Source organism: Streptomyces sp. NPDC031225, from assembly GCF_055570355.1.
Window position 1 is genome coordinate 18,006 of the sequence record NZ_JBVIHJ010000033.1, and the last position, 25,981, is coordinate 43,986.

General features: G+C 68.1%; 22 protein-coding genes. 10 read left to right on the top strand and 12 right to left on the bottom strand.

What is annotated here, in order from left to right:
- Nucleotides 1-10 precede the first annotated feature (10 nt).
- Together ACZ48Z_RS39580 and ACZ48Z_RS39585 are read left to right on the top strand one after the other, a co-directional pair.
- On the top strand, nt 11-727 hold the full coding sequence (locus ACZ48Z_RS39580; protein ID WP_468740757.1) for a hypothetical protein: 717 nt from the start codon (nt 11-13) through the stop codon (nt 725-727).
- 20 nt (nt 728-747) lie between these two features.
- Nucleotides 748-1,350 carry a hypothetical protein gene (locus ACZ48Z_RS39585; RefSeq protein ID WP_468740758.1) on the top strand — a complete coding sequence of 201 codons (603 nt, stop codon included), beginning with the start codon at nt 748-750 and terminating at the stop codon, nt 1,348-1,350.
- 77 nt (nt 1,351-1,427) lie between these two features.
- Here ACZ48Z_RS39585 and ACZ48Z_RS39590 read toward each other — a convergent pair whose 3' ends face one another.
- The 6 genes from ACZ48Z_RS39590 to ACZ48Z_RS39615 all read right to left on the bottom strand — a co-directional run bounded on the left by ACZ48Z_RS39590 (nt 1,428) and on the right by ACZ48Z_RS39615 (nt 7,166).
- Entirely contained in the window at nt 1,428-2,300 is an 873-nt protein-coding gene (locus ACZ48Z_RS39590) for a hypothetical protein (protein ID WP_468740759.1), read from the bottom strand.
- 23 nt (nt 2,301-2,323) lie between these two features.
- On the bottom strand, nt 2,324-3,445 hold the full coding sequence (locus ACZ48Z_RS39595) for a hypothetical protein (RefSeq protein ID WP_468740760.1): 1,122 nt from the start codon (nt 3,443-3,445) through the stop codon (nt 2,324-2,326).
- A 5-nt stretch (nt 3,446-3,450) separates the two neighbouring features.
- Nucleotides 3,451-4,701 (bottom strand): putative T7SS-secreted protein, encoded by a 1,251-nt coding sequence (locus ACZ48Z_RS39600; RefSeq protein ID WP_468740761.1) that lies wholly within the window; start codon nt 4,699-4,701, stop codon nt 3,451-3,453.
- Nucleotides 4,702-4,752: 51 nt separating this feature from the next.
- Nucleotides 4,753-5,040 (bottom strand): WXG100 family type VII secretion target, encoded by a 288-nt coding sequence (locus ACZ48Z_RS39605; RefSeq protein ID WP_468740762.1) that lies wholly within the window; start codon nt 5,038-5,040, stop codon nt 4,753-4,755.
- A gap of 112 nt (nt 5,041-5,152) precedes the next feature.
- Nucleotides 5,153-5,893 (bottom strand): hypothetical protein, encoded by a 741-nt coding sequence (locus tag ACZ48Z_RS39610; protein ID WP_468740763.1) that lies wholly within the window; start codon nt 5,891-5,893, stop codon nt 5,153-5,155.
- Between the two features lie 517 nt (nt 5,894-6,410).
- On the bottom strand, nt 6,411-7,166 hold the full coding sequence (locus ACZ48Z_RS39615) for a DinB family protein (protein WP_468740764.1): 756 nt from the start codon (nt 7,164-7,166) through the stop codon (nt 6,411-6,413).
- A gap of 204 nt (nt 7,167-7,370) precedes the next feature.
- Here ACZ48Z_RS39615 and ACZ48Z_RS39620 point away from each other — a divergent pair, with 204 nt between their 5' ends.
- The 6 genes from ACZ48Z_RS39620 (at nt 7,371) to ACZ48Z_RS39645 (ending at nt 16,779) form a co-directional block, all read left to right on the top strand.
- Nucleotides 7,371-9,089, top strand: a complete 1,719-nt coding sequence (locus ACZ48Z_RS39620; protein ID WP_468740765.1) for a nucleic acid/nucleotide deaminase domain-containing protein — start codon at nt 7,371-7,373, stop codon at nt 9,087-9,089.
- A gap of 9 nt (nt 9,090-9,098) precedes the next feature.
- Complete coding sequence (locus ACZ48Z_RS39625; protein WP_468740766.1) at nt 9,099-9,731, top strand: SUKH-4 family immunity protein; 633 nt, start codon at nt 9,099-9,101, stop codon at nt 9,729-9,731.
- 12 nt (nt 9,732-9,743) lie between these two features.
- Nucleotides 9,744-10,571 carry a nucleic acid/nucleotide deaminase domain-containing protein gene (locus ACZ48Z_RS39630; RefSeq protein WP_468740767.1) on the top strand — a complete coding sequence of 276 codons (828 nt, stop codon included), beginning with the start codon at nt 9,744-9,746 and terminating at the stop codon, nt 10,569-10,571.
- 85 nt (nt 10,572-10,656) lie between these two features.
- Nucleotides 10,657-12,426 carry a WD40 repeat domain-containing protein gene (locus tag ACZ48Z_RS39635; RefSeq protein WP_468740768.1) on the top strand — a complete coding sequence of 590 codons (1,770 nt, stop codon included), beginning with the start codon at nt 10,657-10,659 and terminating at the stop codon, nt 12,424-12,426.
- A gap of 1,186 nt (nt 12,427-13,612) precedes the next feature.
- Nucleotides 13,613-15,100 (top strand): hypothetical protein, encoded by a 1,488-nt coding sequence (locus ACZ48Z_RS39640; protein WP_468740769.1) that lies wholly within the window; start codon nt 13,613-13,615, stop codon nt 15,098-15,100.
- 374 nt (nt 15,101-15,474) lie between these two features.
- Complete coding sequence (locus ACZ48Z_RS39645) at nt 15,475-16,779, top strand: outer membrane protein assembly factor BamB family protein (RefSeq protein ID WP_468740770.1); 1,305 nt, start codon at nt 15,475-15,477, stop codon at nt 16,777-16,779.
- 251 nt (nt 16,780-17,030) lie between these two features.
- Here the strand turns inward: ACZ48Z_RS39645 and ACZ48Z_RS39650 are convergent, their stop codons facing one another.
- On the bottom strand, nt 17,031-17,651 hold the full coding sequence (locus ACZ48Z_RS39650) for a hypothetical protein (RefSeq protein WP_468740771.1): 621 nt from the start codon (nt 17,649-17,651) through the stop codon (nt 17,031-17,033).
- Nucleotides 17,652-18,584: 933 nt separating this feature from the next.
- Here ACZ48Z_RS39650 and ACZ48Z_RS39655 point away from each other — a divergent pair.
- A complete protein-coding gene (locus ACZ48Z_RS39655; RefSeq protein ID WP_468740772.1) occupies nt 18,585-19,091 on the top strand; it encodes a hypothetical protein in 507 nt (168 codons plus the stop codon).
- A gap of 35 nt (nt 19,092-19,126) precedes the next feature.
- On the opposite strand, the gene ACZ48Z_RS39660 is transcribed toward ACZ48Z_RS39655, so the two are convergent.
- From ACZ48Z_RS39660 to ACZ48Z_RS39675, 4 genes are all read right to left on the bottom strand, one after another.
- A complete protein-coding gene (locus ACZ48Z_RS39660; protein WP_468740773.1) occupies nt 19,127-20,185 on the bottom strand; it encodes a hypothetical protein in 1,059 nt (352 codons plus the stop codon).
- Nucleotides 20,186-20,266: 81 nt separating this feature from the next.
- Entirely contained in the window at nt 20,267-22,504 is a 2,238-nt protein-coding gene (locus ACZ48Z_RS39665) for a hypothetical protein (protein ID WP_468740774.1), read from the bottom strand.
- Nucleotides 22,505-22,586: 82 nt separating this feature from the next.
- On the bottom strand, nt 22,587-23,021 hold the full coding sequence (locus tag ACZ48Z_RS39670; RefSeq protein ID WP_468740775.1) for a hypothetical protein: 435 nt from the start codon (nt 23,019-23,021) through the stop codon (nt 22,587-22,589).
- 262 nt (nt 23,022-23,283) lie between these two features.
- Nucleotides 23,284-24,048: a hypothetical protein gene (locus tag ACZ48Z_RS39675; RefSeq protein WP_468740776.1), complete on the bottom strand. Its 765-nt coding sequence runs from the start codon at nt 24,046-24,048 to the stop codon at nt 23,284-23,286.
- Nucleotides 24,049-24,420: 372 nt separating this feature from the next.
- Here ACZ48Z_RS39675 and ACZ48Z_RS39680 point away from each other — a divergent pair, with 372 nt between their 5' ends.
- Entirely contained in the window at nt 24,421-24,933 is a 513-nt protein-coding gene (locus ACZ48Z_RS39680) for a hypothetical protein (RefSeq protein WP_468740777.1), read from the top strand.
- A 309-nt stretch (nt 24,934-25,242) separates the two neighbouring features.
- Here the strand turns inward: ACZ48Z_RS39680 and ACZ48Z_RS39685 are convergent, their stop codons facing one another.
- A complete protein-coding gene (locus ACZ48Z_RS39685) occupies nt 25,243-25,881 on the bottom strand; it encodes a hypothetical protein (protein WP_468740778.1) in 639 nt (212 codons plus the stop codon).
- Between the last annotated feature and the right edge of the window lie 100 nt (nt 25,882-25,981).

Consider the following 25,981-nt stretch of genomic DNA (forward strand, 5'->3'; position numbering starts at 1 on the left):
AGTGGAACTCATGACCGACGACGCGGACGAGTTCGAGTACGCAATCGACGAGTCGGCGCTGGAGCGTGGCTGCGACCTGTGGTTCGCGCTCGCGCCCGGCTATGTGGAGGTCCCCTTCCGCGACCTCTTCGCCGATCCGGAGTCCCCCGAGGGCGCGAGGGTGGTCGAGGCGGTCCAGTCGCTCCTCGAACTGGTCCCGCAGGAGCAGCAGACGGGCTTCCTGGAGCAGCTCGCCCAGGCCAGGGCCCTGACCTCGGAGATGCGGCGGGAAGGCGTGGTGGGCTTCGCCATCGGCGCCCATGAGGGGGACGACGGCTCCATGCTGGAGTCGGTCGTGATGCTCGCCCGGCGTGAGATCCCCTGGACCCCGCCGAAGCTGGCGGCGGCACAGGCCGCGACCGCGCGCAAGAACGCACTGCCGGTCGCCGTGGTGGATCTGCCCTGCGGGCCCGGCGCGTTCACCGAGTCCCTGGTGGAGCTGCCGCCGGAGGCAGACCCCCGGCAGCGTTCCCTGTACGAGGCGACCGCGTACCTGCCCTTCCCCGACGGGCGGAATCTCGCGGTCCTCACGTTGACGACCACGGCCGTCGACGCTCGCGAGAACTACCGTGACATCCACCGCGCCATGGCGGAGATGGTGAGCTTCGACAACCCGCTCCCCGAGGAGTTCAAGGCCCGGATCCCCCAGTCCGAGGTCGAGGCGTCCGTGCGCGCGGTCTTCGGCTGACCCTGATGGAGTCAAACGCAGTGGACGTTCCCCTGACCAAGACGGCTTACGAGGACCCGGCCACCCGGCGGGCCTGGCGCCGCACGGCCGCGTTCCGGCTCAGTGCCTTCGTGCTCTCGCTCGGGTCCTTCGTGGCCTGGCTGTACGCGGTGCTCCTGACACCGGTGTGGACGCTCTGGGTCCTCTTCCCCGCCCTGTTCGTGCTGATCTACCTGGCCATGCTGAACACCGCGAGGGTCCTGGGCATCCGGTCGCTGCGCCGGGTCCTGCGCGTCTATCCCTGGCAGTCGGTCCCGGGCGCCGCCTCGATCGCGAAGAACGGCACCACCCGGTTCTCCTTCGGGGACCCCGAGCGCCCGGACAATACCGTCTCCCTCGGCTACGGCAGCTTCCTGGGCAGTGGTTACACCTTCTGGGTCCGCAAGGTCAGGTCCGGCGAGGTGGGCGAGGTCTGGTTCGCGGGCGACCCGCGTTTCCTGGGCGTCGTCGCCGTACCGGGACCGCGGCGGCTGTTCGGGGTGGCTCAGCGCACGGCGGTGGACGACCGGATGTCGGCCCGCAAGCGCGGTGTCAGCGACGAGGCGCGGGAGCGGGCGAAGGCGGCGGGGGCGCGGGTCGGTTGAGGCGCTGAGCACGCGTGGATACGGCGGTGGCGGCGCCCGGAGTCGGATGCCGCCACCGCCGTTCTCGTGAAGGCGGTTCAGAGAGGGGAGTCCAGGAGCTTGCGGAGCGCGGGGGAGAGTTCCTGGACGGGCGCTCCGGCTGCCTGGGCACTGGTCAGCTCGTCGAGGTAGGCGCGGGCCTCGCGGGACAGTTCCCGTTGGCGTGTGCCGAGGCGGTGCCCGGACACCCACGTCCAGACACCGAGGGCGATGAGCAGTACGGACGCGAACGCCGCGGGCAGGTCCTCGACCACGGCGTAGCCCACGCCGACGGCTCCGGCGACGACCAGGATCCAGCCTGCCTCGTCGTGCCAGCCTCCGTGTTCGGCGATCCGCTCGTACTCCTCGACCGCCGACGGCTTGGGCGGCAGCGGTGCGGTCACGGCGGCACCGGCACCGCGGGACGAGCCCCCGGCCGGCCCGGCGTACGACGGCAGCGGCGCCACCTCCAGCTGCCCGCCGCCCCGGCCGGTCAGCCAGGCGGGCACGAAGGTCACGGGGGCGCCGTGCGCGAGCGCCGCCGCGAGGACGTGCCGGTACCCCTGCAGGAAGGGGTGGCGGAGCTTGCGCCTGGCCTGGAGGTTGACCTGGACGAACGCGGCGAGCGCCAAGGCCAGTACGGCGGCCGGGGGTGCGACGGCGACCACCGTGTTGTCCGGGTTGCCGGAGGCGGCCCACACCAGCCACACGATTCCGACGGCGGTCGCCAGGGATCCGGCCCAGACCAGTCCCCCGCGCGAAACCCGGCGAAGGGAGGCCTCGTGCTCGGCGAGAGTGCGTCCGACCGTCTCGTCGTCGAAGTAGTCGTACCCGTAGGTGCTGCCGAAGTCCCGTACGGCGGTGGCGAGCCGGGGGTCTGCGGACAGCGCGCGGGCGCCGACCGGCAGGAGGCCGATGGCCTTGTCGTCCATGATGCGATCCCCCAGGCAGGCAGCTATCCGAAAGCAGAGTCGCCCGGTCCACGCACCGTGCGTGTGCAGGGCGCGACGATCTCGACGACGAGCCTCTGCCGGCCGTGGATCAGGGTGACGTTGACGCGGTGTGCCGCCCCGCTGTCCGCGGCCAGGGACACGTTCTCTCCCGGTGTTCCCGACAGCTTGAGCCAGCCCTGGCTCTGGAAGGTCGCGTCGAGGCGGCCGACGGCGACGGCGAGTTGCTCGTCCGGGACGTCGTCGATCTGCCACAGATGCCGGGCCGTGCACACGGACATCAGGCCCTTGGACCAGCAGTCGCCGCAGGTCACCGAGGACACCGTATGACCCTCGTCCATCCGGCCCCGTACCCCGAGGCCGTCCAGGACCCGGCTGGACAAGGAGTAGAGCTCCTGGACCACGGCCGGGTCGGGGGCGATGTCGGGGACCGGCTGGGCCCGGGAGAGGGCGGCCTCCATCTCGGCCTGCTCCTCCGTCGCCCAGTCCAGGGTCCGGACGATGGTCGCGAAGAGCTCCGAATAGAAGTCCCAGTCCTCCAGGCAGGGCGTGGAGAGCTCGAACGCGAGCAGGTCGGCATCGTTGGGCAGCGGGATGTAGACCTGGATCTGGCCGCGTGGCACCTCCAGGGGCTCGCCGGTGGGAGAGGCCTCGGCAGCGAGCGTGAAGGGAGCCTGGCCGATCCGTACGACAGCCTGGGAATCGCCCTTGCCCGAGGGCAGGTTGCTGATCCGGACGTCGTCGTCGGGGTAGGCCCGCTGGAGGGCGGCGAGGGACTCGGACAGCACGTCCTCGGCGCTGATGTCGTGCAACGGCATGCGGTAGACGGCGACCGTGGCGGTGCTGGGGCGGCCGTCGAAGTCCAGGTTGCAGAAGCCCGCATAGACCGCGCCGGCGTTGCGCAGATCGTCGATGATCCCGGCGTAGGTGACGAACATCCGGAACCGGTCCTCGTCCGTGCCGCCCGGCAGAACCTTCCGGACCGTCTCGTAGAGCTGTTCGCCCGCCTCGTCGACGTCGTCGCTCTCCACGGGGAGTTCGTGGAAGAAGGGCGGTATCACCCACCCGACGTGCAGTCCGGGCTTCTCCGTGTCCGGGGCGGGTGCGGTGGTGAGGGATTCGGTCATGGTGCTCAGGCCGCCAGGGTCTGGTGGAACTTGTCACCCGAGGCGGGCCACGGCATCGTCGTGACCTGGGGGGTGGGCTGCGGCTGACCGGTGGCCGGGGCCGGCTGGGTCGAGACCGCCGGCTGGCTGCCGCCGTCATCGCCGCCGGAGATCAGGTGGCCGATGCCGAAACCGGTGGAGAAGCCCTTGACTGCTCCCGTGATGAGCGACGGGTCGACGGCCTTGCCGAACTTTCCGAGGCCCCAGTTGATCATCTTCGTGCTCATGGGGTTCTTGATCTGGTTCATCATGACCTTGGCACCCGACGCGAGCGCTCCCGCCTCGCGTGCTCCGGTGAAGAGCGCCTTGCCGCCGGAGAAGATGGCCTTGCCGGCGCCACCGACACCCGGAATCACACCGAGGGCGTCGAGGCCGACCTTCCACATCGGGGCCCCGCCCATCCAGTGGCCGGCCATCGCCGCTCCGGCGAACGCGACCGAGCCCGCCCCCAGAATGGCCGAGGCGACCTGACCGCCGACGGGGATGACGTTGACGACGATGGCGGCCGCGGCGAGCGCCGCGGAGATCGTGGAGAACAGGTCCGCGTGGTCGATCAGGAAGTTCTTGAAGCCGTCCCAGGCGCCCTTCAGGCCGCCCGTGATCTTGTCCCAGATGCTGATGTCCGGCGGCCGGTTGGCCGCGGCCTCGCGAATGGCCTTCTCGGCCTTCGCGGCCTGCTCTTCCCAGTAATTGCGCAGCGCCTCGCCGTTCTGGATGAGGAGCTTGAGGTCGGTCGCGGCGTCCTGGGCCGCCCGCGAGGCGGAGTCGGCCTCCTCCGAGAGCTGCTTGGCCTGCTGCTCGGTGAGCTGCTGGAACTGCGCGCCCTCGATCTTGACGTTGACCCGGTCGACATCGGAGTTCTTCTGGTCGAGCCGCTTACGGGCCTCGACCGCGCGCTCCTCCAGGTTCTTGGCCTGGCGCTGCATGGTCTCGAGCTCGTCGTGCCAGCCGCGCAGCGCCCTGGAGCAGGCGTTCATCGAGTCATGGCCCTGCTGAAGGTACTTGGGCAGTTCGCCGATCTTCTCCTGGAACTTCTTGGCGGCCTCGCCGTCCCAGATGCCGTCCGTCCTGCCGATGCCCACCAGCATCTCGCGCATCTCGTCGAGCTCGTCGCCGACCGTCTTGACGTCGTAGGCCAGTGACTCGATCGTGTGCAGGTCGCCCTTGGCCGGATTGAACGTCAGTCCTGGCCAGCTGGGGTCGTCGAACATTCCCATCGTCTTCTCCCCGTTGTGTGCGTGTGCGAGTTCTCGGAGCGGTGGTGACAACTACTTCTGACTGAAGCCCTTTTGCAAATCCTGGTCGGTCGCCTGGTACGACTCGACGGTCTTCTGCAACCCCTCGTGCAGCTGCTTGGCGCCGTCGGCGATCCGCTTGATGCCGTCGCCCCAGTCGTCCTGGAAGTCGTCGCAGGCGCTGTCGAGTCCGTCCGTGCCCAAACCCTTGGGTCCGACCTTGTTCAGCCGCTCCTGGGCGCCGCGCATGCGGTCGTCCACCTGGTCCAGCCTGTTGATCAGTGTCTTCATGCGATCGACATCGATCTGGAAGTCCGCCATCGCCGTGTGCCTCCCCGTAGCGTGCTCGGTGATCGCCGGTCAGACTATCCGAGCGGCAACTTCCGGCCTACCTGGCGATGTTCGCTGTCGCCAATTTGTGGCATGCGCACGCTCATGCGCGGTCCCACACGTGCAGTACCGCCTGGGCGTAGGCCAGGCGGTGATCCAGACGGGGTGCGGCGAGCCGGTACTTACGGCCTGTCTGGTACTCGACGACCACGTCCGCCTGGTCGGCCGAACGCCACCGGGTCCAGGTCGGGGGCTCCATCTCCCAGGCGGCTTCCTTCTTCGCCTCCCCCTTCTCACCGAGAAGCAGCCAGAGCGATCCCTGGGCGGCCATGACCGCCCAGCACACGAAGTACAGAGGGGAGATCAGCACGAACACCGTCCACGCTCTGCGGGTTCCGACCTCTCCGGTCAGCGGCTCGCCGCTCCCCGCGGGCTGCACGCTCCAGTGCACACGCCGCGGCCACGGCAGGATCCGTCCGGCGCGCCGGGTGATGCGGCCGATCAGGGCGCCGTCACCGCCGTGGACCTCGTACACCCCACCGCCGACGGACCGCACCGAGCTGAGCAGTTCGCCGTTCGGGCCGCTCACGGTGAACTGCGGTCGCGCCTGGCGCCCGCCCTTCGGGGCGTCCTGCGGCACGTGGACGTAGGCGACCGGCTCGCCCTTGGTGCCGGGGCCGGCCTGCAGGACGGCAAGGGTCTGCTCCCCTTGCGCGACCTTGCCGTACTTGTGCAGCCGCTTGTTCGGGACCTCGATCACGGTCTCCGCCGGGGCCTGCGGGACGTACTGCGGCTGTCCCGGCTGCTGCCCCTGCGAGGCCCATTCCTGGCTGGCGTGGTTCATGGCCGCCCAACTGTCGATGCCGTTGACGATGACGAACGCCAGGTTCTCAAAGGTCGGTAGGCCATGTCGCGGGGCGGTCGACGTCCGGCGATTCGACGACGACTTGCTCACGGAACGTTCACATGACTTCCCCCGAAGGGCTTGTCCCCACTGCTCGGCGAGGCTTCCGGGGCGGGCCGCCTGTCCGCGGGGCAGGCCGAGACGCGGACTTGGGCTTGGACTCGGGGTCGGGGTCGCACTCAGACGCGGACTCGGACTCGGACTCGGGCTCGGACTCGGCGAAGTCGCCGGTCATCCCGCCCGCCCGTCCTCTGCCTGCGCCGCCTCCGACCGTGTCGAGGCGGTCCGGCTCCGAGCCGCCGGGACGGGAGCAGGGTGCCGACCGCAGTCGCCGCAGGGGCTAGGAAACGCTGCCGGCAAAGGCCTTGGCCGCTCAAAGGACCGTGCGATCACCCCACCGACCTGGACCGAGCAGGACCGGGCCGACCGCCCACCGCATCCGGCACGCGACCCGCGCCTACCGCCCCAATCGTTCACCGGCCCCCGGACGCTCCGCCGATGTCCGTACCGACCGTGCCTGCCACAGGTCGCGGAGCAGGGCGATCTCCGCCATGTGGTGGATGAGTTCCAGGTTGGATCCCCACAGCACGGAGATGTACGGATCGTCGGGGGCGGATCCGTACGGGTACTGCGAGAAACCGACCGTGTCGAGTTGCTCCTCGGTCACCCGGCCGACGGCGTCGCGCCAGCGGTCGATCAGGGACCAGAACCGCTCCTGGGCCAGCGCGGCGGAGGGCGTGAAGTCGACCAACTGCCGGGGATCGCGGCGGCGTTCGCCGAAGGTCCACTCCCATTCGCCCGCGAAGCAGGAGTGCAGGTGCCCGAGCCGCCACGCGATGGTCGTGACCGGAGTGATGTCGGGTTCCACCGGGCCGGTGTGGGCGAGGACCTCCTCGACCCGTTCGACGCTCACGCTCCAGTCCTCGGCGATCTTCGCGACGGTCATGCCGTCGGCGGCCTGCCGGGCGACCTCGGCGTACTCCCCCGCCGGGATGTCAGGGGCGCCCAGGTCGAGCACCCACTCGCCCGGCCCGTACGCCCTGGGTGTCACCGCTTCCGCCCGGCGCCGGATCGACCAGCAGTCCGGCACCGGCTCCCAGAGGTACTCCTCGTCGCCGAGCCCCTCCAGCCGCACCTGCGCCCGCTCCCTGACGCAGTCGAACTGGTCCAGCAGCACGCCCAGTCGGTCGGTCCGTACGCGTCCCGTCTCCATGCTCGGCTCCCCTCTCGGTCCCGTCCGGGCGGAGGCTAACCGGCCGTCCGCGGGGGGCGCGACGGATTTCCGTGCCTCCGGGTTCCGTTCGGAAAGGTCTGCGCCAACTGAGCTTGAGATCAAGTCATGTGACGGCGGTTCAACTTGTGTCCACGATTCGATCAAAGTTACGTTCACTCGAGAAACTTTCGAACGGGGGCCCTTGTGGGTGTAGTCCTGCCGAGCGAGCTGGATGCGGCCCTGGACCTGATAGGTATCAGCTGGCCCAACGTCGACGAGGACGACTACCGCGACATGGCCCAGGCCATGCGGGAGTTCGCCGACGACATAGACGACGGCGCCGCCGACGCGCACCAGGTGATCACCGACCTGATCGGCGGCAACGAGGGTCTCGCGATCCAGGCGCTGGAGAAGCACTGGGACCTCGTCAAGGGCAAGCATCTGACCAACCTCTCCGAGGGTGGCCGGGTGGCGGCGACCGCCCTGGACGCGGTCGCCGTGCTGATCGAGGGCGCCAAGCTCGCCGCGATCGTCCAACTCGGCATCCTGGCGGCGGAGATCGCGGCCGCCATCGCCGCCGCCCCGCTCACTTTCGGCCTGTCGACGCTCGGCGGTATCGCCGGTACCCAGGTCACCCGGGTCGCTGTGAAGAAGATCTTCGAGGAGGTCTGCGAGGAGATCGCCTCGCGGATCATGGAGGTCGCGATGGGCCCGGTCTTCCAGGCCCTCGGCTCGATGGCGGGCGATCTCGTCGTACAGATCGGCGGCAACGCTCTCGGGACGCAGAACGGCGTCGACCTCGGTCAGACCGCGAAGGCCGGCGAGAAGGGCCTGGGCGAGGGCGTCGACACCCTCAAGTCGGGCGGGATGCAACTGGCGAGCGCCGGCGGGAGCGCGGGCGGGTCGATGCAACTGGCCGGTGCCGACGGCGGATCCAGCAGCTCGGGCGGCGGTGGAGGCGGCGGCGGTCAGTTCAGCATGGACCCCGACTCCTACGACCGCGCCAGCAACGGCCTCAAGGGCGCCGGCGGCAAGATCCGTGACGGGGCCGGCACCAAGCTGTCCCGCGCGAAGTCCTCGCACGGCCGCGCCCGCGGCAAGGACCCGCTCACCGCGGCGCTCGACCCCATGGTGGACGAGGTCATGGAGGGCATCGGGCGGGGCGTCAAGCGCTCCGCCGCCCACCTCGACGAGAGCATGACCGGCGGCCTGAAGCAGATGGCCAAGCGGCACAAGGACAACGACGACGGCATCGCGACCGAGATCCAGGGCCTCACCAAGTCGCCCAGCCGTGACATCCCCGTCTACCACCTCGACGACAAGGGCAAGGTCACCCGGATCACCCCGGAGGGCCATCACGGCCTGACCGACGACGACCGCACCCGCCTGACCTCGCTGAACCTGCAGGGCGACAGCGTCCCCGAGCGCAAGGCGGGCAACTACCCGCTGCCGCCCAAGGACAGGCGGGAGAGCAAACCCTCGCAGCAGGTAGCCTTCGGTAGCACTGATCTCTCGCAGGCCACGAAGACGGCCCGCCAGGCCAACAAGGACTACGGGAGAAAGTCGAAGAAGGGCTTCTCCAGCCGGAACTACGCCGCGGGCCGTTACGGAAAGCAGGGTGGCGATGACGAGTTCATCATCGTCGGCCGCAGCAAATGGCCCGCAGCGCATTCGGAGCGCCAGGTGGGCATACCGTTCCTCAACGCCGGGACCAAGGACGGGCTTACCGAGCTCTACACCGAACGCGAACCCTGCTCGACCGGAAAGGGCGCCCAGAACTGCAGCGCCTGGATGTCGGAGTACCTCCCCAAGGACGTACGCGTCTCCCATACCGTCGAATACGGCGACACACCGGATTCGAAGCAGAGGGGCAATGACGCGATGGAGAAGTACCTGACCGGTATGAACCCGAAGAAGAGGTAGCAACAGCACATGGCCCCGCTCGTCGACCACGCGATGATGGAGTCGGTCTTCCCCGCCGAGGAGATCGAGAGGTGGGAGGAGGAGAAGCTCCCCGCCGGACTTCACGCCTCGGCCCGCACGGTCCTGACCGACGTCGGACTTCCGCACGACCGCAGCTCCTTCTTCCTCCTGGACGGCGCGCTCTTCGAGGGCGAGGACACCCCGGGCCGTTTCCGCCGCTGCGCGGAAATCGCCCGCTTCTCCGACTACGAGGACATGCCCAAGGGCTGGGAGAACTGGCTCGTCATCGGTGAGATCTTCTACGACGTCGTCGTCCTGGATCCCGAGTCCGGAAGGGTGTATTGCCTGCCGGACGGCGAGTACCGGGCCCTCCCGCTGAACCGGAGTCTCGATTCCTTCGCCTATTTCACGTATTTGCTCCAGGTCGAGCGCCCGCATTACGACTTTTCGGTGTCCGGGGATGTCGAGGATTCGGAGGCCGTGGCCATCTCGTTGCGGGAGCGGATGATCCAGGCCGATCCACTTCCCTTCGAGGGCGTGGAGCCCGCCTGGTCGGAGGAGTTCGACTGGGATGACGAGGACGCTCCCCGTTTGCCCCCGTGGGACGATGTCCTTTCGAATGTGTACGAGTCCATCGACTAGGCGGAATCTTCCATGACAGTCCCCGAAGGCGATATCCGGCGTTTCGGGCCGGAGGTCGCCGGTGACGCGTCGGCGAGCGTGCGTCGACTGGCCCAGGTCGCGGTCCCCGTCCAGGTCGGCCCGTACTTCGTCACCGCTCACGACGACGCCGTACCGCTGGAGGCGTTCGCGCAGTCCGTCGGCCGTACGGTCGTGCTGGACGAGTGCCGGCAGTGGGCGCGCCTCGGTTCCGACCGCGGGTTCGAGCTCTGCGCCGACCACGAGGGCGTCGTACGGGCCGTACTCCTCGACTGGACCGAGGAGTCGAGGTTCGTGAACGCGACCGCGGAGGCGTTCGCCCAGTCGCTCGCCGCGCTCGACCAGGCCTTCGCCGCGATCCTCGGCACCGACGAGCCGCAGGCGGCTGCCGCCGCGTACGCGGAGCTGGAGCAGCGGCTGCGGGCGCTGGACGCGCGGGCGTTCGAGGAGCGTGAGCACTGGTGGCCCCTCGTCCTGGACGACATCCGGGACACCGCGAGCGCGGAGTGGTTCACCGCCTTCGAGATCCTGAACGACCAGGGCGAGAAGCAGATCGTCACGCAGGCCGGTGACATCGGCGTCCACCCGGAGGAGCGGCTGTGGGCCCGGTTGCGGGCCGCGGGCGTGGAACCGGAGCAAGTCCTGCGGGTCTACACCGAGTTGGAGGCCTGCTTCATGCCCGGGCACTACTGCTCGCTGTGGCTCGGGCAGACCTTCCCCGAGGCGCAGCTGACACACAACTTCCCCTACGGCGAGACAGCCGAGTCCCGCGCCGAGGGCATCCGGCTGCTGAGCGAGGCCGCCGAGCAGCAGCCGTCGTAGAGCAGTCGTGGAGCCGTGGAACAGCAGCCGTCATAGAGCAGTCGTAGGACGCCGGTGAACGACCGATGAGGGGAAGCAGTACGCCATGACCGCCGGCATCACCACACCGGACATCGCCTCCTGGCCGCCACTGGACGACCATGAGCGGGCCGCCGGGCGGCAGTTGCTCGACTGGGCGGCCGACGACAGCGGGGCCGTGCCTCGGCTGTGCGTGGTACGGGGTGCCGCGGGCAGTGGAAAGAGCCGTCTGCTCGCATGGTTCCTGGCCGGTTCGGCCGGCCACCCGGCGACCACCGTCCACGCCACCGTCCTGGCCAAGGGACTGACGGCCGAGTCCTTCGCCTGGGCGGCGGGACACCAGCTCGGCTACGGCCCGCTCGCCCCGGCGCGGCTGCTGGACCGGATGAGCCAGGACGAGCGACCGGTCCTGCTGCTCGTGCCTGATCTGCACCGGGCCGGAGCAGGCCCCGTGGATCTGCCGGCGGCGGCACCGGCGACCCTGGTCGCCGAGCTGCTGGAGCCCCTGCTGTCCCTCCCTCATGTGCGGGCGGTCGTGGAGGTCGGCGAATCCGGCCTGCTGCCCGCGGACGACGCCGAGACCATCGACGTGGGCGTCGGCACCACCCCACGCCCCGACACCGGACGGCAGTCGTTCGCGGACCTCGTCGCGACGGTCCCGCACACCGCCGACGGCCGACCGGACTGGGCCCGGGCATCCACTCCGGTCCTGCGGCACGTCCTCGACGCCGCGCTCCGTGCCGACGACCAAGGGGCCGCCGTGCGCGGCCTGTTGAGTGATCCGGGGTTCCTGGTGCACGGCTCGGTGCCCGCCCTCACGGCCGTCCTCGCCGACGAACGCATCCCCGTACCCGGGCAGTTGCGCCGGGTGTGGCGGCGTGCCGCGTCCGGGCTGACGGCCCAGGACGACGACAGCGCCGGCCGGGCCGCCGTGCTGCACGCCGCCGCCGTGGGCACCGACGCGTCCCTGACGGAGTTCCTGCGTCCCCTCGCCCAGCGGCACTGGTGGTCCGCCGTGTGGGCGCGACCTGACCTCCCGGTGACCGCACTGGCCCTGCTGCCGGGCGCCGGGCGCGGACTCCTGGCGGCCGACGTGACAGGGCGGTTCGGGACGTACGACGTGGCCACGGGCGCCCGGACCGGCGTGCACCCCGCCTCCGGCGCGGCCTTCGTGCGGCCCGGCTCCGTCGCCCCGCGCGACAGCGGCTCGGCGCTGCTGCTCGACGACGGGGCCGACGCGCTGCTGCCGTGGGCGCCCGAGGACGACCCGACGGCCGCTTTCGTGCTCGGGCACATCGCCGAGCACCACGGTTCGCAGGCTCTCGCCGAGCGGGACGCCCGGGTCACCGCGCTCGGCAGCGGCCCGGAAAGCCCGTACGCGGTGGTCGGCGACGGCTCCGGTGCCCTGCACCTCTGGTCCCTGACCGAGTACCAGGACGCCCCGCGCTCCCTCCCGGTGCACGAGGGCCCGGTCACGGCCGCCGCATGCCTGCACCTCACCGACAAGGGCCTGACGCTCGTCTTCAGCGCGGGGCTGGACGGGGCCGTGCGACTGTGGGAGACCTCGGCGGAGCCGATGCCCACACCCGTGGAGCGCCGCGGATCCCGGCCCACCGCGCTCGCCGCCGCCGACACCCCCGTCGGCCCGGTGTTCGCCGTCGCCTGGAGCGACGGCGAACTGCACCTGTGGCACGTGTTCTCCGGCCGGATGCGCACCCTGCCCCTGCTGCACCCCTGCACCACCCTCACGCTCACACCCGAGGGCCTGCTCGTCGTCGGGGATCCGGAGGGGGTGTACGCGGTACAGCTTCGGGTGGACGCGCTGCTGGAGCCGTGAGACGGGCTGCCCGAAGGGGCTCGCACCGGCGAGTGTGCTCTTCGGAACCCGGTCCGGTTCCGGTGCCGTGAAGGAAATCCCCGCGGCCATCAGCGCGGCCGGTTCCAGGAACTCCTCCTCCGCCTCGACGGGGGTGTACTTTCCCCGTTGGCGTTCTCCAGCCGACTGCTGGCGCTGTCGAACCGGGCCTGGGTGTCGTCCAGTCGGCCCTTGTCCGGCGCATCGCCTCGTCGCGTTGTGCCTGGCTGTCCTCAAGCTTCTTCTTCAGCTTGCGCAGTGCGTCGGACTGACCTTGAAATCGGCCGTGTTCCTTCTCCCCGCGTTCCGGTGCTGCGTGTCAGTCGGAAACTCGGCGCAGGAAAAGCCACATTCCCTTCGTGCCGTGAGTCTGCCGGGTGAATCCCTCTTCCCCGGCGACGGCTTCGGCCTCCCCGGCGGAAATCCCCGGTTACCGGGCGGGATTGACCCGGATGTGCCCGCGGACGTTCGGTGCGGCGTTCCGGATCTCCTCACGCAGTTCCTCGCGCAGTTGCCTGGCGGGGCCTGCCTGCGCCGTCGCCGCGACCCGAATGCGATGAGGAGGTTCACAAGCACCAGCCGGCCACGCCGACACCGATCCACCCGAGGGTGACCAGGCTGACGACACCGCCGGGCGGGGCCGCGAGCGGAACAGCGGCCATCTGCATCGACGAGGAACCTCCAGGTGACAACGGCAGAGGGCCCGCACCTTAGCGATCCCGAGTAAGGATTCGGCCGGACGGACGGTCGCCGGATCATCGCGTCCACACGTCCGTTCTGTGGCCGTACAGGCACTGTTTCCCCCTCGGAGGCCATCATTCCGTCACGGATATTCACGCCATCACCGCAATCGGCCCACGCCACCCCCATCGGTCTTTTCCGTATGGATCACCATCTTTTTCCGCCCGGATGAGAAAAGCGGCGAGCAGCGGCACCAGTCCGAAACCGACAAGCTAGTAGGGTGTCATGAGCATTTCGGGGGAGCTTTTGATCACTTGAGCGTCATGCTCCATTTCACTGTGGGCTCCCACGCATCTTCGAGACTCATGGGGAGAGGGAGTTCATGTCGTACCCTCCGCCGCCCGGAGGGCCGGGCGGCGCGTATCCACAGGGGCAAGGAGGGTGGGCACCACCTCCGCAGCCTCCACCGCAGCAGCAGCCGGGTGGCGTGCCCTATCCGCCCCAGGCCGCGCCCGGCCACTACGGCTATCCGCCGCAACCGCCCACCACGGCGCCGGGGTGGCCCACCACACCCCACACCCCGTATCCACAGCAGCAGCCTCCCGGCGGAGGCGGCGGTGACCAGGGCGGGAGCGGCCTGAAGAAGGCCGTCATCGGTGTCGTCATCCTTGCCGTGCTCGCCGTGCTCGGAATAGGTGGCCTCGCCGCCTACCAGGCCCTCGGTGGCGGCACGTTGCCCACTGCGGCGGGCGATGCGCAAGGCGAGCAACTGCTCAGCCCGGACGACATCGAGGAGCTGCTCGACGGCCGGAGCCAGGCGTTGAGAAGCGGCGACGAGGACACGTATCTCGCGCCCTTCGCCGGCAAGGCCAAGGACACCCAGAAGAACCTCTTCGAGAACCTGCGAAAGATCCCCTTCACCCAGGCCGAGTACTCCGTCCTCAAGACGACCGGATCGAGCACGAACGAGTACGGCGACGGGGCCACGATCGCCCTCGACGTCGCCTTCGTCCACAAGATCCAGGACGTGGACGTCCGGCCGGTGTCGGAGTGGTACCGGTGGATCATCAAGCGGGAGTCGAAGGACGCCGAACCGCGGGTCACCAAGGTGGGTCCCTCGCCCGGCGCCTACGGCTCCAAGGGCTATGTTTTCTACCCGGCTCCCTGGGACCTCTACGAGGACATGCACGTCGTCAAGAAGGCCCACACGCTCACGATCTCGGACAAGAAGCACGCCACCGACACGGACCGCTATGCGCCATACATCGAGAAGGCTGCGGCCGACGACATCGAGCTGTGGAAGGCGAACGGTCCCGAGGACACCGAGACGCCCACGGGATTCGTGACGGTCCTCGAACCGGACCGCAAGACCTACTCCTCCCTGTACGGCTCGCCCTACGTCGACTGGGAGGCCGGACAGAGCGTGGCGATGCCCACCTTCGACGCCGGGTTCGGCGGGGACCGCAAGGACCTGGAGTACGGAGGCGCCCGGGTCAAGATGGACACGTCCGGAAGCCGTTTCACCAACGCGACGTACTGGCCGAAGCTCGTCCAGGAGATCTCCCACCACGAGTTCGCGCACGCCATCGTCCAGCCGCTGGAGGCCGCCGGCGGCTTCGTCACCGAGTCCAACGCCCGCTGGTGGGTGGTCGAGGGCTTCGCCGACTATGTGGCGTTCCGCTTCGACACCGAGCTCGGCGCGTGGAACGTCCGCAACGACGTCACCGGCAAGGAGTTCAGCGGCACGCTGCCCACCTCGGCCGGGAGCGGGGGCGACGTGGGCAAGGACTACACGGTCAGTTACCTGGCTATCCGGATGATCGCCGAGAAGAGCGGCGCCGCCGCCGCGCTTCAGTTCGTCGCCGACCACTATCGCGACCCCGAGCAACTCGACCAGCAGTTGCGCGAGGCCACGGGTATGGGGGAGAGCCAGTTCCAGGCCGCCTGGGCGAGTTATGTGAGGAGCCACAGCTGATGAGCACAGATGGCACGCAGGGAGCCGGCGGGGCGTACGGCGGGCAGCCTCCTCCACCCGTGCCCCCGCCGGGGTACGGGTACCCGCAGCAGCCTCCGGCGCCACCGCAGGGAACTCCGCAGCAGCACGGGTATGGATATGGATACGGGGCTCCTCAGCAGGCTTCACCGCCACCCGTACCCGGGTACGGCCCCCCACAGGCACCCCCGCCCGGGTACGGAAGCCCGCAAGCGTCTCCCCCCGGGTACGGGTTTCCGCAGCACCCGCCGCAGGGCTACGGCTTCCCGCAGCAGCCACAGCCGTACGGGCACCCCGGCCCCGTCGGTCCTGTCGGCGGAGCTCAGCCGGGGAGCACGCGCAAGAAGCCGGTCGGGATGATCGTGCTGCTAGTCATGGCCGTGCTCGTTCTGAGCGGGGCCGGGTTCGGGGCTTGGTACATGTTCATCGGCTCGCCGAGCAACAACGTGCTGTGGAGCGTGGAGGCCACCAAGCTGAGCGGTGACGAGGCCGGCGCCGCACTCCAGGCGAACACCCGGGGCACCTGGTTCACCGACAAGGCCGTGGTCCAGACCCTGTCCAACGGTGTGAAGGCGTACGACCTCGGCACCGGCAAGCAGCTGTGGGCCACGGCGCTGCCCGGCGACAGCAACGAGGCGTGCGTCGCACCCGAGAACTCCTCCGGTGACATCGGGATCGTCGCCTACGGCGAGGGTAATGCCTGCGATCACGTGGTGGCCTACGACCTCGGCAGCGGCAGGCAGCTCTGGGACAAGGACCTCAAGCCCGGTGACACGACGTCGAAGGACCAGGTGTCGGTCGCGCGGGCCGGCGACGTCGTCGTCATCAACGCCGCGAAGGTGACGCTGGCCCTGAAGGCGGTCGACGGTACGACGGCCTGGGATCCGAAGAAGTTCGCGACACAGGACTGCGACAGCGGCGAGTTCACCGGCGGCAAGGCGCTGATCCGGGTCCGCGGATGCCGGGTCAACGACTTCGCCGACCCCGACTGGGGCCAGAGCTGGGACGAGGTCTCGCTCATCGACCCGGCCACCGGGCAGGCCCGCTGGACCTACCGACACAAGGTTCCCAAGGACAGTCTCGGCGAGCTCGACGGGGGTGACGTCATCTCGACCTCCCCCGTCGTCCTGATCCGGCACGGTGACGACGGAGACGCCCTGTTCTCCCTCGACGACGAGACGGGCAAGGTCCGCAGCCAGTTCTCCCCCGCCACACCGGCCGAGTACGTCATGACCCACGACTCGCGGGGCGGCCCCTGGTCGGAGGCGGGTGTCTTCGGCGACACGTTCGTCATCGCTGTGACCGGCGAGAAGAGCAAGGACCTGCTGGCCGCCTACGACCTCGACAGCGGCAAGCAGCTGTGGAAGACCGAGGCGGTCGAGTTCAGAGGGTTCCATCCGTTGCCGGCGGCCGGAAGCGACCGGATCCTGGCCTACCGGGACAGCAACGACAACGACGCGGGGTCCGAGCTGGTGGAACTGGGCTCGAAGGACGGTGCCATCAAGACCGTCGTCGAGTACCCGCCGGACGTTCACAAGGGCATGTCCGTCTTCGCCAGGCCCTACTGGCACGACAACCGGCTCTACGTCTCCGAGGCGACCCCGTCCATCATCTCCGGGGACACCGCGTACACCCTGGTGGCCCTTCCCACCACCGACTGAGGAGTGGCAAGCCGGATCGGCGGCAGGGCGGGGGACGACGCAGCTCCAGTGTGCAGTCCCCCGCCCCACTCCTGAGCTCCTACGAGCCGACAGATCGACGAGAGTGTCGTCCGCCGCCTGGGAGCTCTTCGCGTTGAGCCCTCAGGGCCTGCCCGACCTCGTCGACATGACGTGCCAGTCCCCCAGCCGTACGACTGCCTGCGCGGCCAATCAAGTGCCGGAAAGTGCCAGAGTCCCGGCCCACGTCGATGTCAGTCGCCCGAAGCGCTCGGAGAAGCCGACCCGGACGCCGCTGCGGAGGGGGACGTCAAGCACTTGAAGACATCGTCACCGAGGTAGTTCGTAGCGATGGTCAGGGCAGAGACGAACGCCTTGGTCAGCGAGTCGTCGAGGGTCCGTGCCGGGGGCGGCTCCTTCACCTCGATCTCCAGCATGGAGTGATCACTCGTCGCCTCTCCCGGCATGGCACAGGGAAGAGCCAGCCACGCCCGGTTCTGGTTCACGTTTCCCTTGGCCACCCGCACCTTGGTCGTCTCCAGATATCCGGTGGCCGAACCGACCTTGAAGGTCTTGACGGTGGAGGGCCCCGGAGACCTGTACCTGTCGAGGTTGTCGATGCTGTCCGGATGCCAGAGGTAGTCGATCTCCACGGAGTGCTTCTGACCGTACAGATAGCACCTGCCTCCCGCGGTCCACTCCTTGGGATGGAAGTCGTGGGTCTCCTCCGAGGCCGCACCACCATCACCCGCGAGCGTACGAAAGGCGTCGCCATGGAGCTTTCCGTCACATACAGACGTATTGCGGTTGTCCGTCTTGTCGTCGCCTCCGCTGCCGCTGCAGCTGGACACGACCAGCGTCGCCGTGACAACCACGACGAGCGGCCAGAGTCTCCGCCGTGCCCCGGGAAACGTTCGTGAACCAAGAATGCTGGGCACTGTCTTGATCACCGTCCGCTAGTGGATGAGTTCCAAGTGGTCCCTGCGGCACACCCGTCCTCCGAGGCCCGCGCCGCAGATTCGGCATACACGTTGATGTCCTTCTCTGACATCTGCAGACCGGAGTGCGCGATGGCCTGACGCAATGACTCCGCGCTTGAGGACCTCACCCCTTCCCTGCCCTCGGCATACCGTTCCCTTGCCTCGTGCTGGGCCTCGTCAACGGTGTCGTGTTGAACCTGATCCACCACAAGCGCCTGGATGTCCTCGACGGCCCAGCCCGCGATCGTTCCCACGATCGGTACGGCTGTGCTGGTCGCCGCACCGACCGCCATGCCGAGGCCACGGACATGGACCGCTGTGCGCCGTACGTCGAGAGGGCGGCGGCCGACGACATCGAGCTGTGGGACCGGGGGATCCGCTGCGCTGGGAGGCCGAGGACTCCGGGGCGGGTGACATGTCTCCGGGGCTGCTGTGAAAACGCCGGACGCGACGGGCTTGTGACACAGCGGGTGGACCCTGTGGACATGGCTCGTCGATCTCCCGGTCGGCGTGTTCTTCGGCTACGCCAATGGCTCGGTGACGGTCGCCGTGGCCCCCGTGCCGGTCCCGGCGGCCCAACTCGGTCACCGGTCCTGCCCATTTGCTGTCCCTCACAAAGGGGCGAGAGGTCTGGAACACGGGGGCGGCTGGAGCTTCGTCCACCGCCTCGGAGTTCTTGGCCTCGTCCTTCGGCGTCTGGCCCAACTCGTGGAGAGAACTCCCCGGACCGGCATCGCTCAACCCCACACCGGCCGAAGAGTCACGCATGTGCACACGATGGAGGTACGGCAACCTGGGCCTGCCCCACCGCATGATTGAATCTTTCAAATGATCAAGAGTGCCTCCGGCGGCGCCACCCCGCGCGACCTGCCCGCGGTACTGGAGGCAGTTGCGCAACAGGAGTCGTCGCCACAGGAGTTGCTGGCCGCCTGGTTGACCGCCACGGTGTACTGCGCTCGCCCGGAGAGGCCGGGCGTGTTCGTCGCCGAGACCGATGATGGCCAAGTCGTCGACATGTGCACGTCGTTGGAGGAACTGGCGCGGTTCGCGGGTGAGGGCGACTGGTTCTCCACGACCGGCGCGGACCTCCTGTCCCAGGCTGCCACCCGGGGTGGACGTCGTCCTCGATCCGGCGGGACCGCACCCCCTGCGGATCAGTCCGAGGCTCTTGAGCTCCTCGTACGGCAGCAGTCCGGCGCAAGCGCTCCTCAACTGCGCCCGGTTCGCTGCCGTATGTCCACCGCCGGAACCCTCGGCGAGAAGGAGACCGGCCATCCCGCCGACGAGCAGCACAAGCGGCAACCCTATGCGCAGCGACTTGCGCCGCCGCCATGACCCTTGCAGCATCGATGTCCCCAACACCCGTGTTTTCAGGAGCCCAGAGCCGCCGGTGCACCACACCCGTGGCGAACCGCCGACCGCTCCGCGAAGTGCACGAGATCCGCCCGCTCCTTTTCGGTGAGCGGGTCCGAGGTGAACTTCCGGTCACTTCCCTCGACCGGCGAAGCATGGTAGTACCCGATACCCAGGGCGCCCTGGCACGTGACCGACGTCCAGGCCGTGGAGCTGTCAACTCCGGAAGGGGCGTCGTGGCCGCCGTACTTACCGTTGACGACCGCTTCGGACGCGTCGCTGAAGGGGCCGTACGCGGCGACGAGGCGCAGGCTCCCGACGAGGACACACTCTTCTACCGGCGACTTCGCGGCGGCCGTCTCTCGCACCGTCGGCGCGGAGGTCATCCCCTCGCACGTCCCCGTGGCGGCATCGGCCGACACTGTCCGGGCGGTGGTGGCCGGAGCGGTCAGCTTGCCCGGGTCCCCTGGCTCCGTCTCGCAACCGGTCTTGTCCGCCGCGCGCTGTGCCGTCCCCGTGGCGGCCCGGGCCAGCTTGAGGCGTACGGACTCGGTGGCCTCGACGTCGTACGGCGAATCCGCCGTCACGAGGATGCCGCTGCCCTCCTTCGACGACCAGTTCTTGCAGTTGAGGAGCACCGATGCGGTCGCCTCCTCGTTCTTGGTGACCATGAGCCCCTGCCACCCTCCGGCCAGAGGTACGGGGGAGGTCTTCTCGTCGTCCTGGTAGGCGCCGTACGCGTTCTGAGCGCCGGCCGTGGTCTCAATGGCGATCTCGATGCCGTCAACCTTGCATCTCGTCGCCAGACCGGCCGGTTCGCTCACGTCACCCGACACGTCGAACTGCCAACTGGAAACGTCGAAGCCCAGGCCGAGCAGGGAGAGCTTCGACTTCCCCGCGAGGTCGAGCACCGAGTCGACCGGGAGCATCCCGCCGCACGCCCGTGCCGTCTTGGCGGCCGGATACTGGAACTGGAATCCGTAGTATCCGGCCCCCAGGACAGCCAGCGTCAGCGCGGAACCGATCAGCCGACGTCTTCCTTTTCCTCGGAACAGAGCCCGAGAGTCCCACTTCATCCCACGTGATCCCTGTCTGCGTGACGACCGAACCTGTATGCGCCGCGTGTGACCGCCGGGCCGCCCCTCGGGCCCTCCGGGTCAGCCCTGGCCCGTGCCCCTCTTGTCCTGGCCGTAACCGTCCAGGTTGCTCTCGGCCGACTGGAAACCCTGCTCGACCTCGTTGGCCAGGATGTTGTTGTAGTCGGCGACGTCACCCTTGCCCTGGGCCTCCGCGGAGTTCTGGTAAGCGTCCTGGAGAACCGCCGTGGTGGAGTGCTTCGAGTTCTCCCAGTCCGCACCGCTGGAGTACACCGTGTCACCGAGGGTGTCCCGCTCGGATCCCTGGACGATCTGGTTGATGAGGTCTCCGGTGACCGTGGTGGCGATACCGCCCACTCCGGCGCCGACGGCGGGCGTGGCAATGAAGGAGGTACCGACACCGATGCCGGTGCCCACGATGCCTGCCGCGTAGCCGCCCGCACGCCCCATGGCGTCGTTGTACGACTTGTCGGCCTCCACACCGGTGCCGATGTCCGACTCCCGCCTGCCGATCGCGATGCTTCCCTGAACCTCGCCGGAAGACCTCGCGATCTCCCTGAGCGCGGTGTCTGTGGACCCCTTGAAGGCCTCCGGATGCTGGAGGTGGTAGTCGATGAGGTTGGAGGTGTACGCGCTCTCGCCGATGTTGACCGCCGCGTAACCGTCCGGGTCCTTCCCGACGGTCATGAGGAACCGGGAGGTGTCGCGTTCGTCGAACACAGCCCGGGTGCCCGAAAGCGGATAGAACTGGCCCCTGTTGTCGGACTGGTCGTTCGTCAGGGACTGGTGGATGTCCGGCATGTACTCACCGGCCATCCGTCCCAGACTGTCCTGCATACCGTCGTGGGCCAGTCCGTCGTCCTTGGAGACGTCGTGCACGACCTTCTCCATGAGCGCGGCCTGCTGCTCGTTGTGGGCCGGTGTGTCCGCCGAGGGACTGCTGTCGTACGAGTGCCCCGTGACCGCGGACTCCAGAGCGTGACCGAGGTTGTCGTAGCCGCTGGGATTCTTGGAGTCACCCGTGTAGGCCCCGCCCTCGGGCCAATGCCGGTCCTTCATCAAGTAGTCGTAGTGATCGACCTTCTCGCCATTGACCGAGGTGTCCGAGCCGAAGAACTCGGTGGAGGCATCCGGGTTGTGCCCCAGCGCATCCATGAACCCTGTCATCGGGTCGAGCGCCCCGATGTTGGTCGTGCCCAGCGTCCGCGGGTAACCCCAGTACGCGTCCGGGTTCTGCCCCGCGTTGGCGCCGTTCTTCTCCGCGGTGATCAGCGCGTCGCCGTAGTCCTGGAGGAAGTCCTTGTCCCACTTGCCCTCGCTCATCAGGCTGCTGCTGAGCTGGTAGCCGCTGAGGCCGTACGGCGACTCGGTGGGGTTGGCGTTGAAGTCGCGCTGGCCCGCCTTGAGCAGGTCGTTCTGGAACTTGGTGATGTCCGGGTCGGGACCGCCCTTGCGTTGGTCGTCCGACGTCGTCGCCGTACCGATGGTGGTGCCCAAGTTCGCCTTGAGCTCCTTGAGTTGGGCCAGCTGCACCTTGGAGAGCGTGGTGCCGGCCGGAGGGCTCATGAGCTCGTTGTACTTGCTCAGCATGTTCTCGCCGCCGGTCTTGACCGCGAACTCCCGTGAGAACTCGGGGTCGTTCTTGTTGGCGGAGAGCAGCAGGTTGAGCTTGGTGATCTCGGCGTCGCTGAGACGGTCCTTCTTGTTCATCAGCGCGGACGCCTGGTCGGCCTCGACGGAGTCGAGGGTGGTGTAGACGCTGGTGTTGAAGGACTGGCTGTCACCGTTGGCGTCGCGTTCCAGCGCCGAACTGGCGGCTTCGTCGGCGGCGGTGGCAACTTCGAGGACCCTCGTGAGCCGGGAGACGATCGAGTCCAGCTTCTGCTTGCGTTCCTTGGCGAGGCCAGGCGAGGCGGAGGCGGTCGGGCTGTCCTGCCGCGGGTCGACGTCCTCGACACGGCCGTCGTCGTAGACCTTGTAGTGGTCGTTACGGGCCTCGTCGAGCAGGGCGTGCAACTGCTTCTGGGACGCGGCGAATTCACCGTGCGCGTCCAGCAACAGCTTGGCTATGCGCTCGGCCTCGGTGGCGGCGTTCTCGTACTCCGTGCGGGCCTTGCCCATGGTGACGAAGGCGGCTTCGGCCGCGTCGCCGTCCCAGTGGCCCTTGAGGTGGTTGACGACCCGCTGCTCGAACTCCCGCTGCAACGCGTCGTACTTGGCAGGCAGCGCCTTCCAGGATGCGGCGGCGTCGGCCAGCGGGGCGAGGTCGGCCTTGTCGAGGTAGGGGATGGACACCATGTGCGACAGCTCCTTGTGAGGGGGTTACGGTCCGACTCGATGGGCTGACCGGACAGCGCGAAGGCCGCCCGGGCGGCCGCAGTCACCCGAAGGGCGTGCTGATCGAGTGCTGCCGGGCCTGCTCCTCCTGCTCGGTACTGGTGTAGTGGCCGGAGGTGGTGTGGAGCTTGTCGCTGATGTCCTGGAGCAGGCGCTTGAGATTGATGACCTGGGAGCCCCAGCGGACGTCCATGGTCACCAGGGAGCCGGCGGTGGCCCAGGAGCCCGCCTCGGCCATACCCCCGGCGCTGTGCTTGTTCAGCCCCCTGGAAGCGCTCAGGCAGTCGTCGTCGGCACCCTTGTCGGCGTTCTCGGTATCACCGCGCAGCTCGACGAGCGCGTTGGCGGCCTCGTCGAGGCGCTGGGTGTCGACGTTAGTCCCGCCGCCACCGCCCCCTCCGCCGCCGTCCGCGGGCACGGAGTTCAGCCGCGTCGGTGTGGATCCGCTGTGCTGCGGCGCATCGAAGGGAGTACTCATCCCTTGTCCCATCCCCGTTGTGAAAAGTGGTGGGCATGCCCGCTTCGTTCCCCGGTCTACGGCTTCGTCTCATCCGTACGACGTGAGGTGCCCACTCCGGCCGAGCCGCGCGCCCGGCGCGCCGCAGGCAAGGACATGCCAATCAGGCAGGCCGAAGATACCGGATCTTCCGTTGCGTGTACCACCGTTCACCGGACCGTGAGACACGAACGCGAACGACCCGACGGGCATCTGCCCGCCGAGCCGTCTCACTCACCGCAGATCAGACTTTGGGTGCTGCCACGACAGCCCCGGTCGGCGCCTTCGCACCCACCGACGTGCCGAAGTCGGACTCCGTGAGGTCCTGCATGTCGTCACGGGTGCTGTCCTGCTTGACGAAGTACGGCTTGCCGGTGGTCGCCACGTACCACGTGACGGAATCCCCCTTGCCCGCCAGGACGAGCGGCACCACCTGCTGACCGTCCACCATGGTGACCTTGCCCTTGGTCGCCTTGGTGGCGGCGTCGAGCGTGTCGGGAGCGGTGAACTGTTCCGGGTGGCACCAGCTGGCGAGCTTCGCCATGAGCGCGTTGCTCGGCGTCCCGTGGCTCCACTTCTCGGTGGAAAGCGCGTTGTCACCGAGCTCCGAGTTAATTCCCTTGGCGAACGTCGCATCAGGCTTTGCCCAGATGTCGTTTCCCTTGCGGACGACCTGGAAGGAGCCCTTCTCCGAGATGTCGACGGTGCCGACACATTCCGTCGCGGAGAGCCGCAGATCGCTCTTGGCGCCCTCGCGCTCCATCTTCTCGTGGAAGGATCCCGCCTCGGCATTGGTCTTCATCGCCGTGTTGTAGATCTCCTTCACGGAGAGCTTTTCGATTCCGTTCGCCTTGGCGGCGGGACTGGCATTCGCGGCCTTGGAAGGCGTGGAGCCGGCTGCGGAGTCTGCGGTGTCACTGTCGCTGTTGCAGGCCGTGAGTGACACGAGCGCAGCGGCACAAGCGAGAGCGGTGACGGCATGCCGGGTGGACAGAGCGGACGTCTTCATAAGTAACCCCGTGAGTATGCGATTGCGGGCGAACTTGCTCGATCATTTAAACAACGATCGCCCCGCACTCCAACTCGACTGCATATCGCCAGAGTTGTCACCCGAAAGCGTCAGGGCACACCTCAACGCCCATACAGCCGTCACAGCTTGGCGAAACTCGGGAGGGGCCCATGGCACGTCACACATCCGCCGAGTACGCCCGTACATTCACGAACAGCGGCCGATTCTACTCTCCAGATTCAGCCTGCTCGACACAAGAACCAGCGATAGGCAGCCGCGAGTTCGAGCAGGCGGCGAGTCACAGCGACATCCCCACTCGCTGGCCATCAATGCTTCACGCAACCCGCACTCAAATCGTCGTAGCTTGTCTCCGTGGGAATCTTCGACAAGTTGACCGGTACCCAGCGCCCCGCCGACGGTGCGGTACCAGCCTCGGCCAAGGATGTACGGACAACCCTCCTCGGCCTCAACCGGCCCGACCTCCCCTACGTCATCCGCGACGGCGCCCCCGAAGACGCCGACCTCGTCGCGGAATGGCGACTGGCGGAACCGACCTGGCAGCCCTTCTTCATCCAGTCCCAACTGTCGCGCGCCGTACGCATCCGCATGCGCCTGGACCACGAAGACCACGAGGTACGTGCCCTCCAGGAAGGGTGGGAGGTGAGCCGCGTGGGGAATCCTCCGACGCTCAGGATTTCGTCGCGGTATACACGCGGACCGAGCAGGACCATCTCCACCCACCGACGAATCCAACGAGGAGACGACAGCAGCCTCGAAGCAACGGAGACCTTCCGCTTCGACAGCGCGGAACTGGTCAACCCCCTGCGGGACGCCGTGCTCCAGTCCGGATGGACCTGGCGTGGAGTGGTCTTCGGCGGGCTGTGACGTCGAGCAGCCGTCCTCCTTACGCCAAGGAGGACGATCAGCCTCTTCGAAGGCCGGCCTGCCAACACGATCGAGAGAACCACCCCATGCGGTGACGCGTCCCCGGTGACGCATCGATCGTTGGGATGGCGCTCGTCTGACCCCTAGCACCGCCTGGACAGGGCCACCGGACAACTCAACCGGACGCAGACGACTTCAACGGTCTTTTGACCCACCGGAGTCCTGCCGAGGGCCATGTCCAGCGGTCTCGCAGCGGACGCCCCAGCAACCTGTGACTACGTCGAGGCCCTGCCCTGCCGCCGTGACGACCTACGTTCCGAAGACGCGGAGACGGAAGGTGACACGCCACGAGATCCACGCTCGACGTGCCCGCGTTCTGCGTTCAGTCCCCGCGTCTTTCCGCTTGTCCGCGAACAGCTTCCACGCGTTCGGCTGCATGAACAGCAGTTCACCGGTTCCCACCACGATGGCCGCACCGCCGAACGGGTCGTCACCGGCGAACCACACACCGTCCGAAATCCCTTCAGGCCATTCTGGACGCTTCAGAGGATTTCTCGCACGCATCGTGGCTTCATTACCCTGATCCGCGAAGCGGAGGAACAGCAGCTCGCCGTCCCGGTTCACCTTGGTGACCGGCCCCCTGAATTCAAGGGGGTAAGTACGGAACACTCGGGAGCACTTCAGGATCCAGAGCACTCGACTCCACAAGGCGATCAGCGTGAAAGCGAATCCAAAGAACCCTACGATTCCCAGCAGGAAAAGGGAACCGATCTTCGAGTAGAACACGAAGAGCCAAACGGCCAGGAAGATGGGGCCGAGCCGGGCAAAGCGCTTCAGGGCGAAAACGTAGTGATGCCTCAATGCCCCCCGGAAGTCAGTTCCATCGGTCGGGTAAGGAGGCTGCGCTGACTGCGACTCAACACCACCATCGCCTTTTCTCATTTTCATCCGAAGGGACTTCCTTCTTCCATCCCAGAGCTGCGATTCGCCTCGGCCGGTGGCATGGGATCAGTGAACGTCACTGTGCGGGCGACACCCAGCAACACTC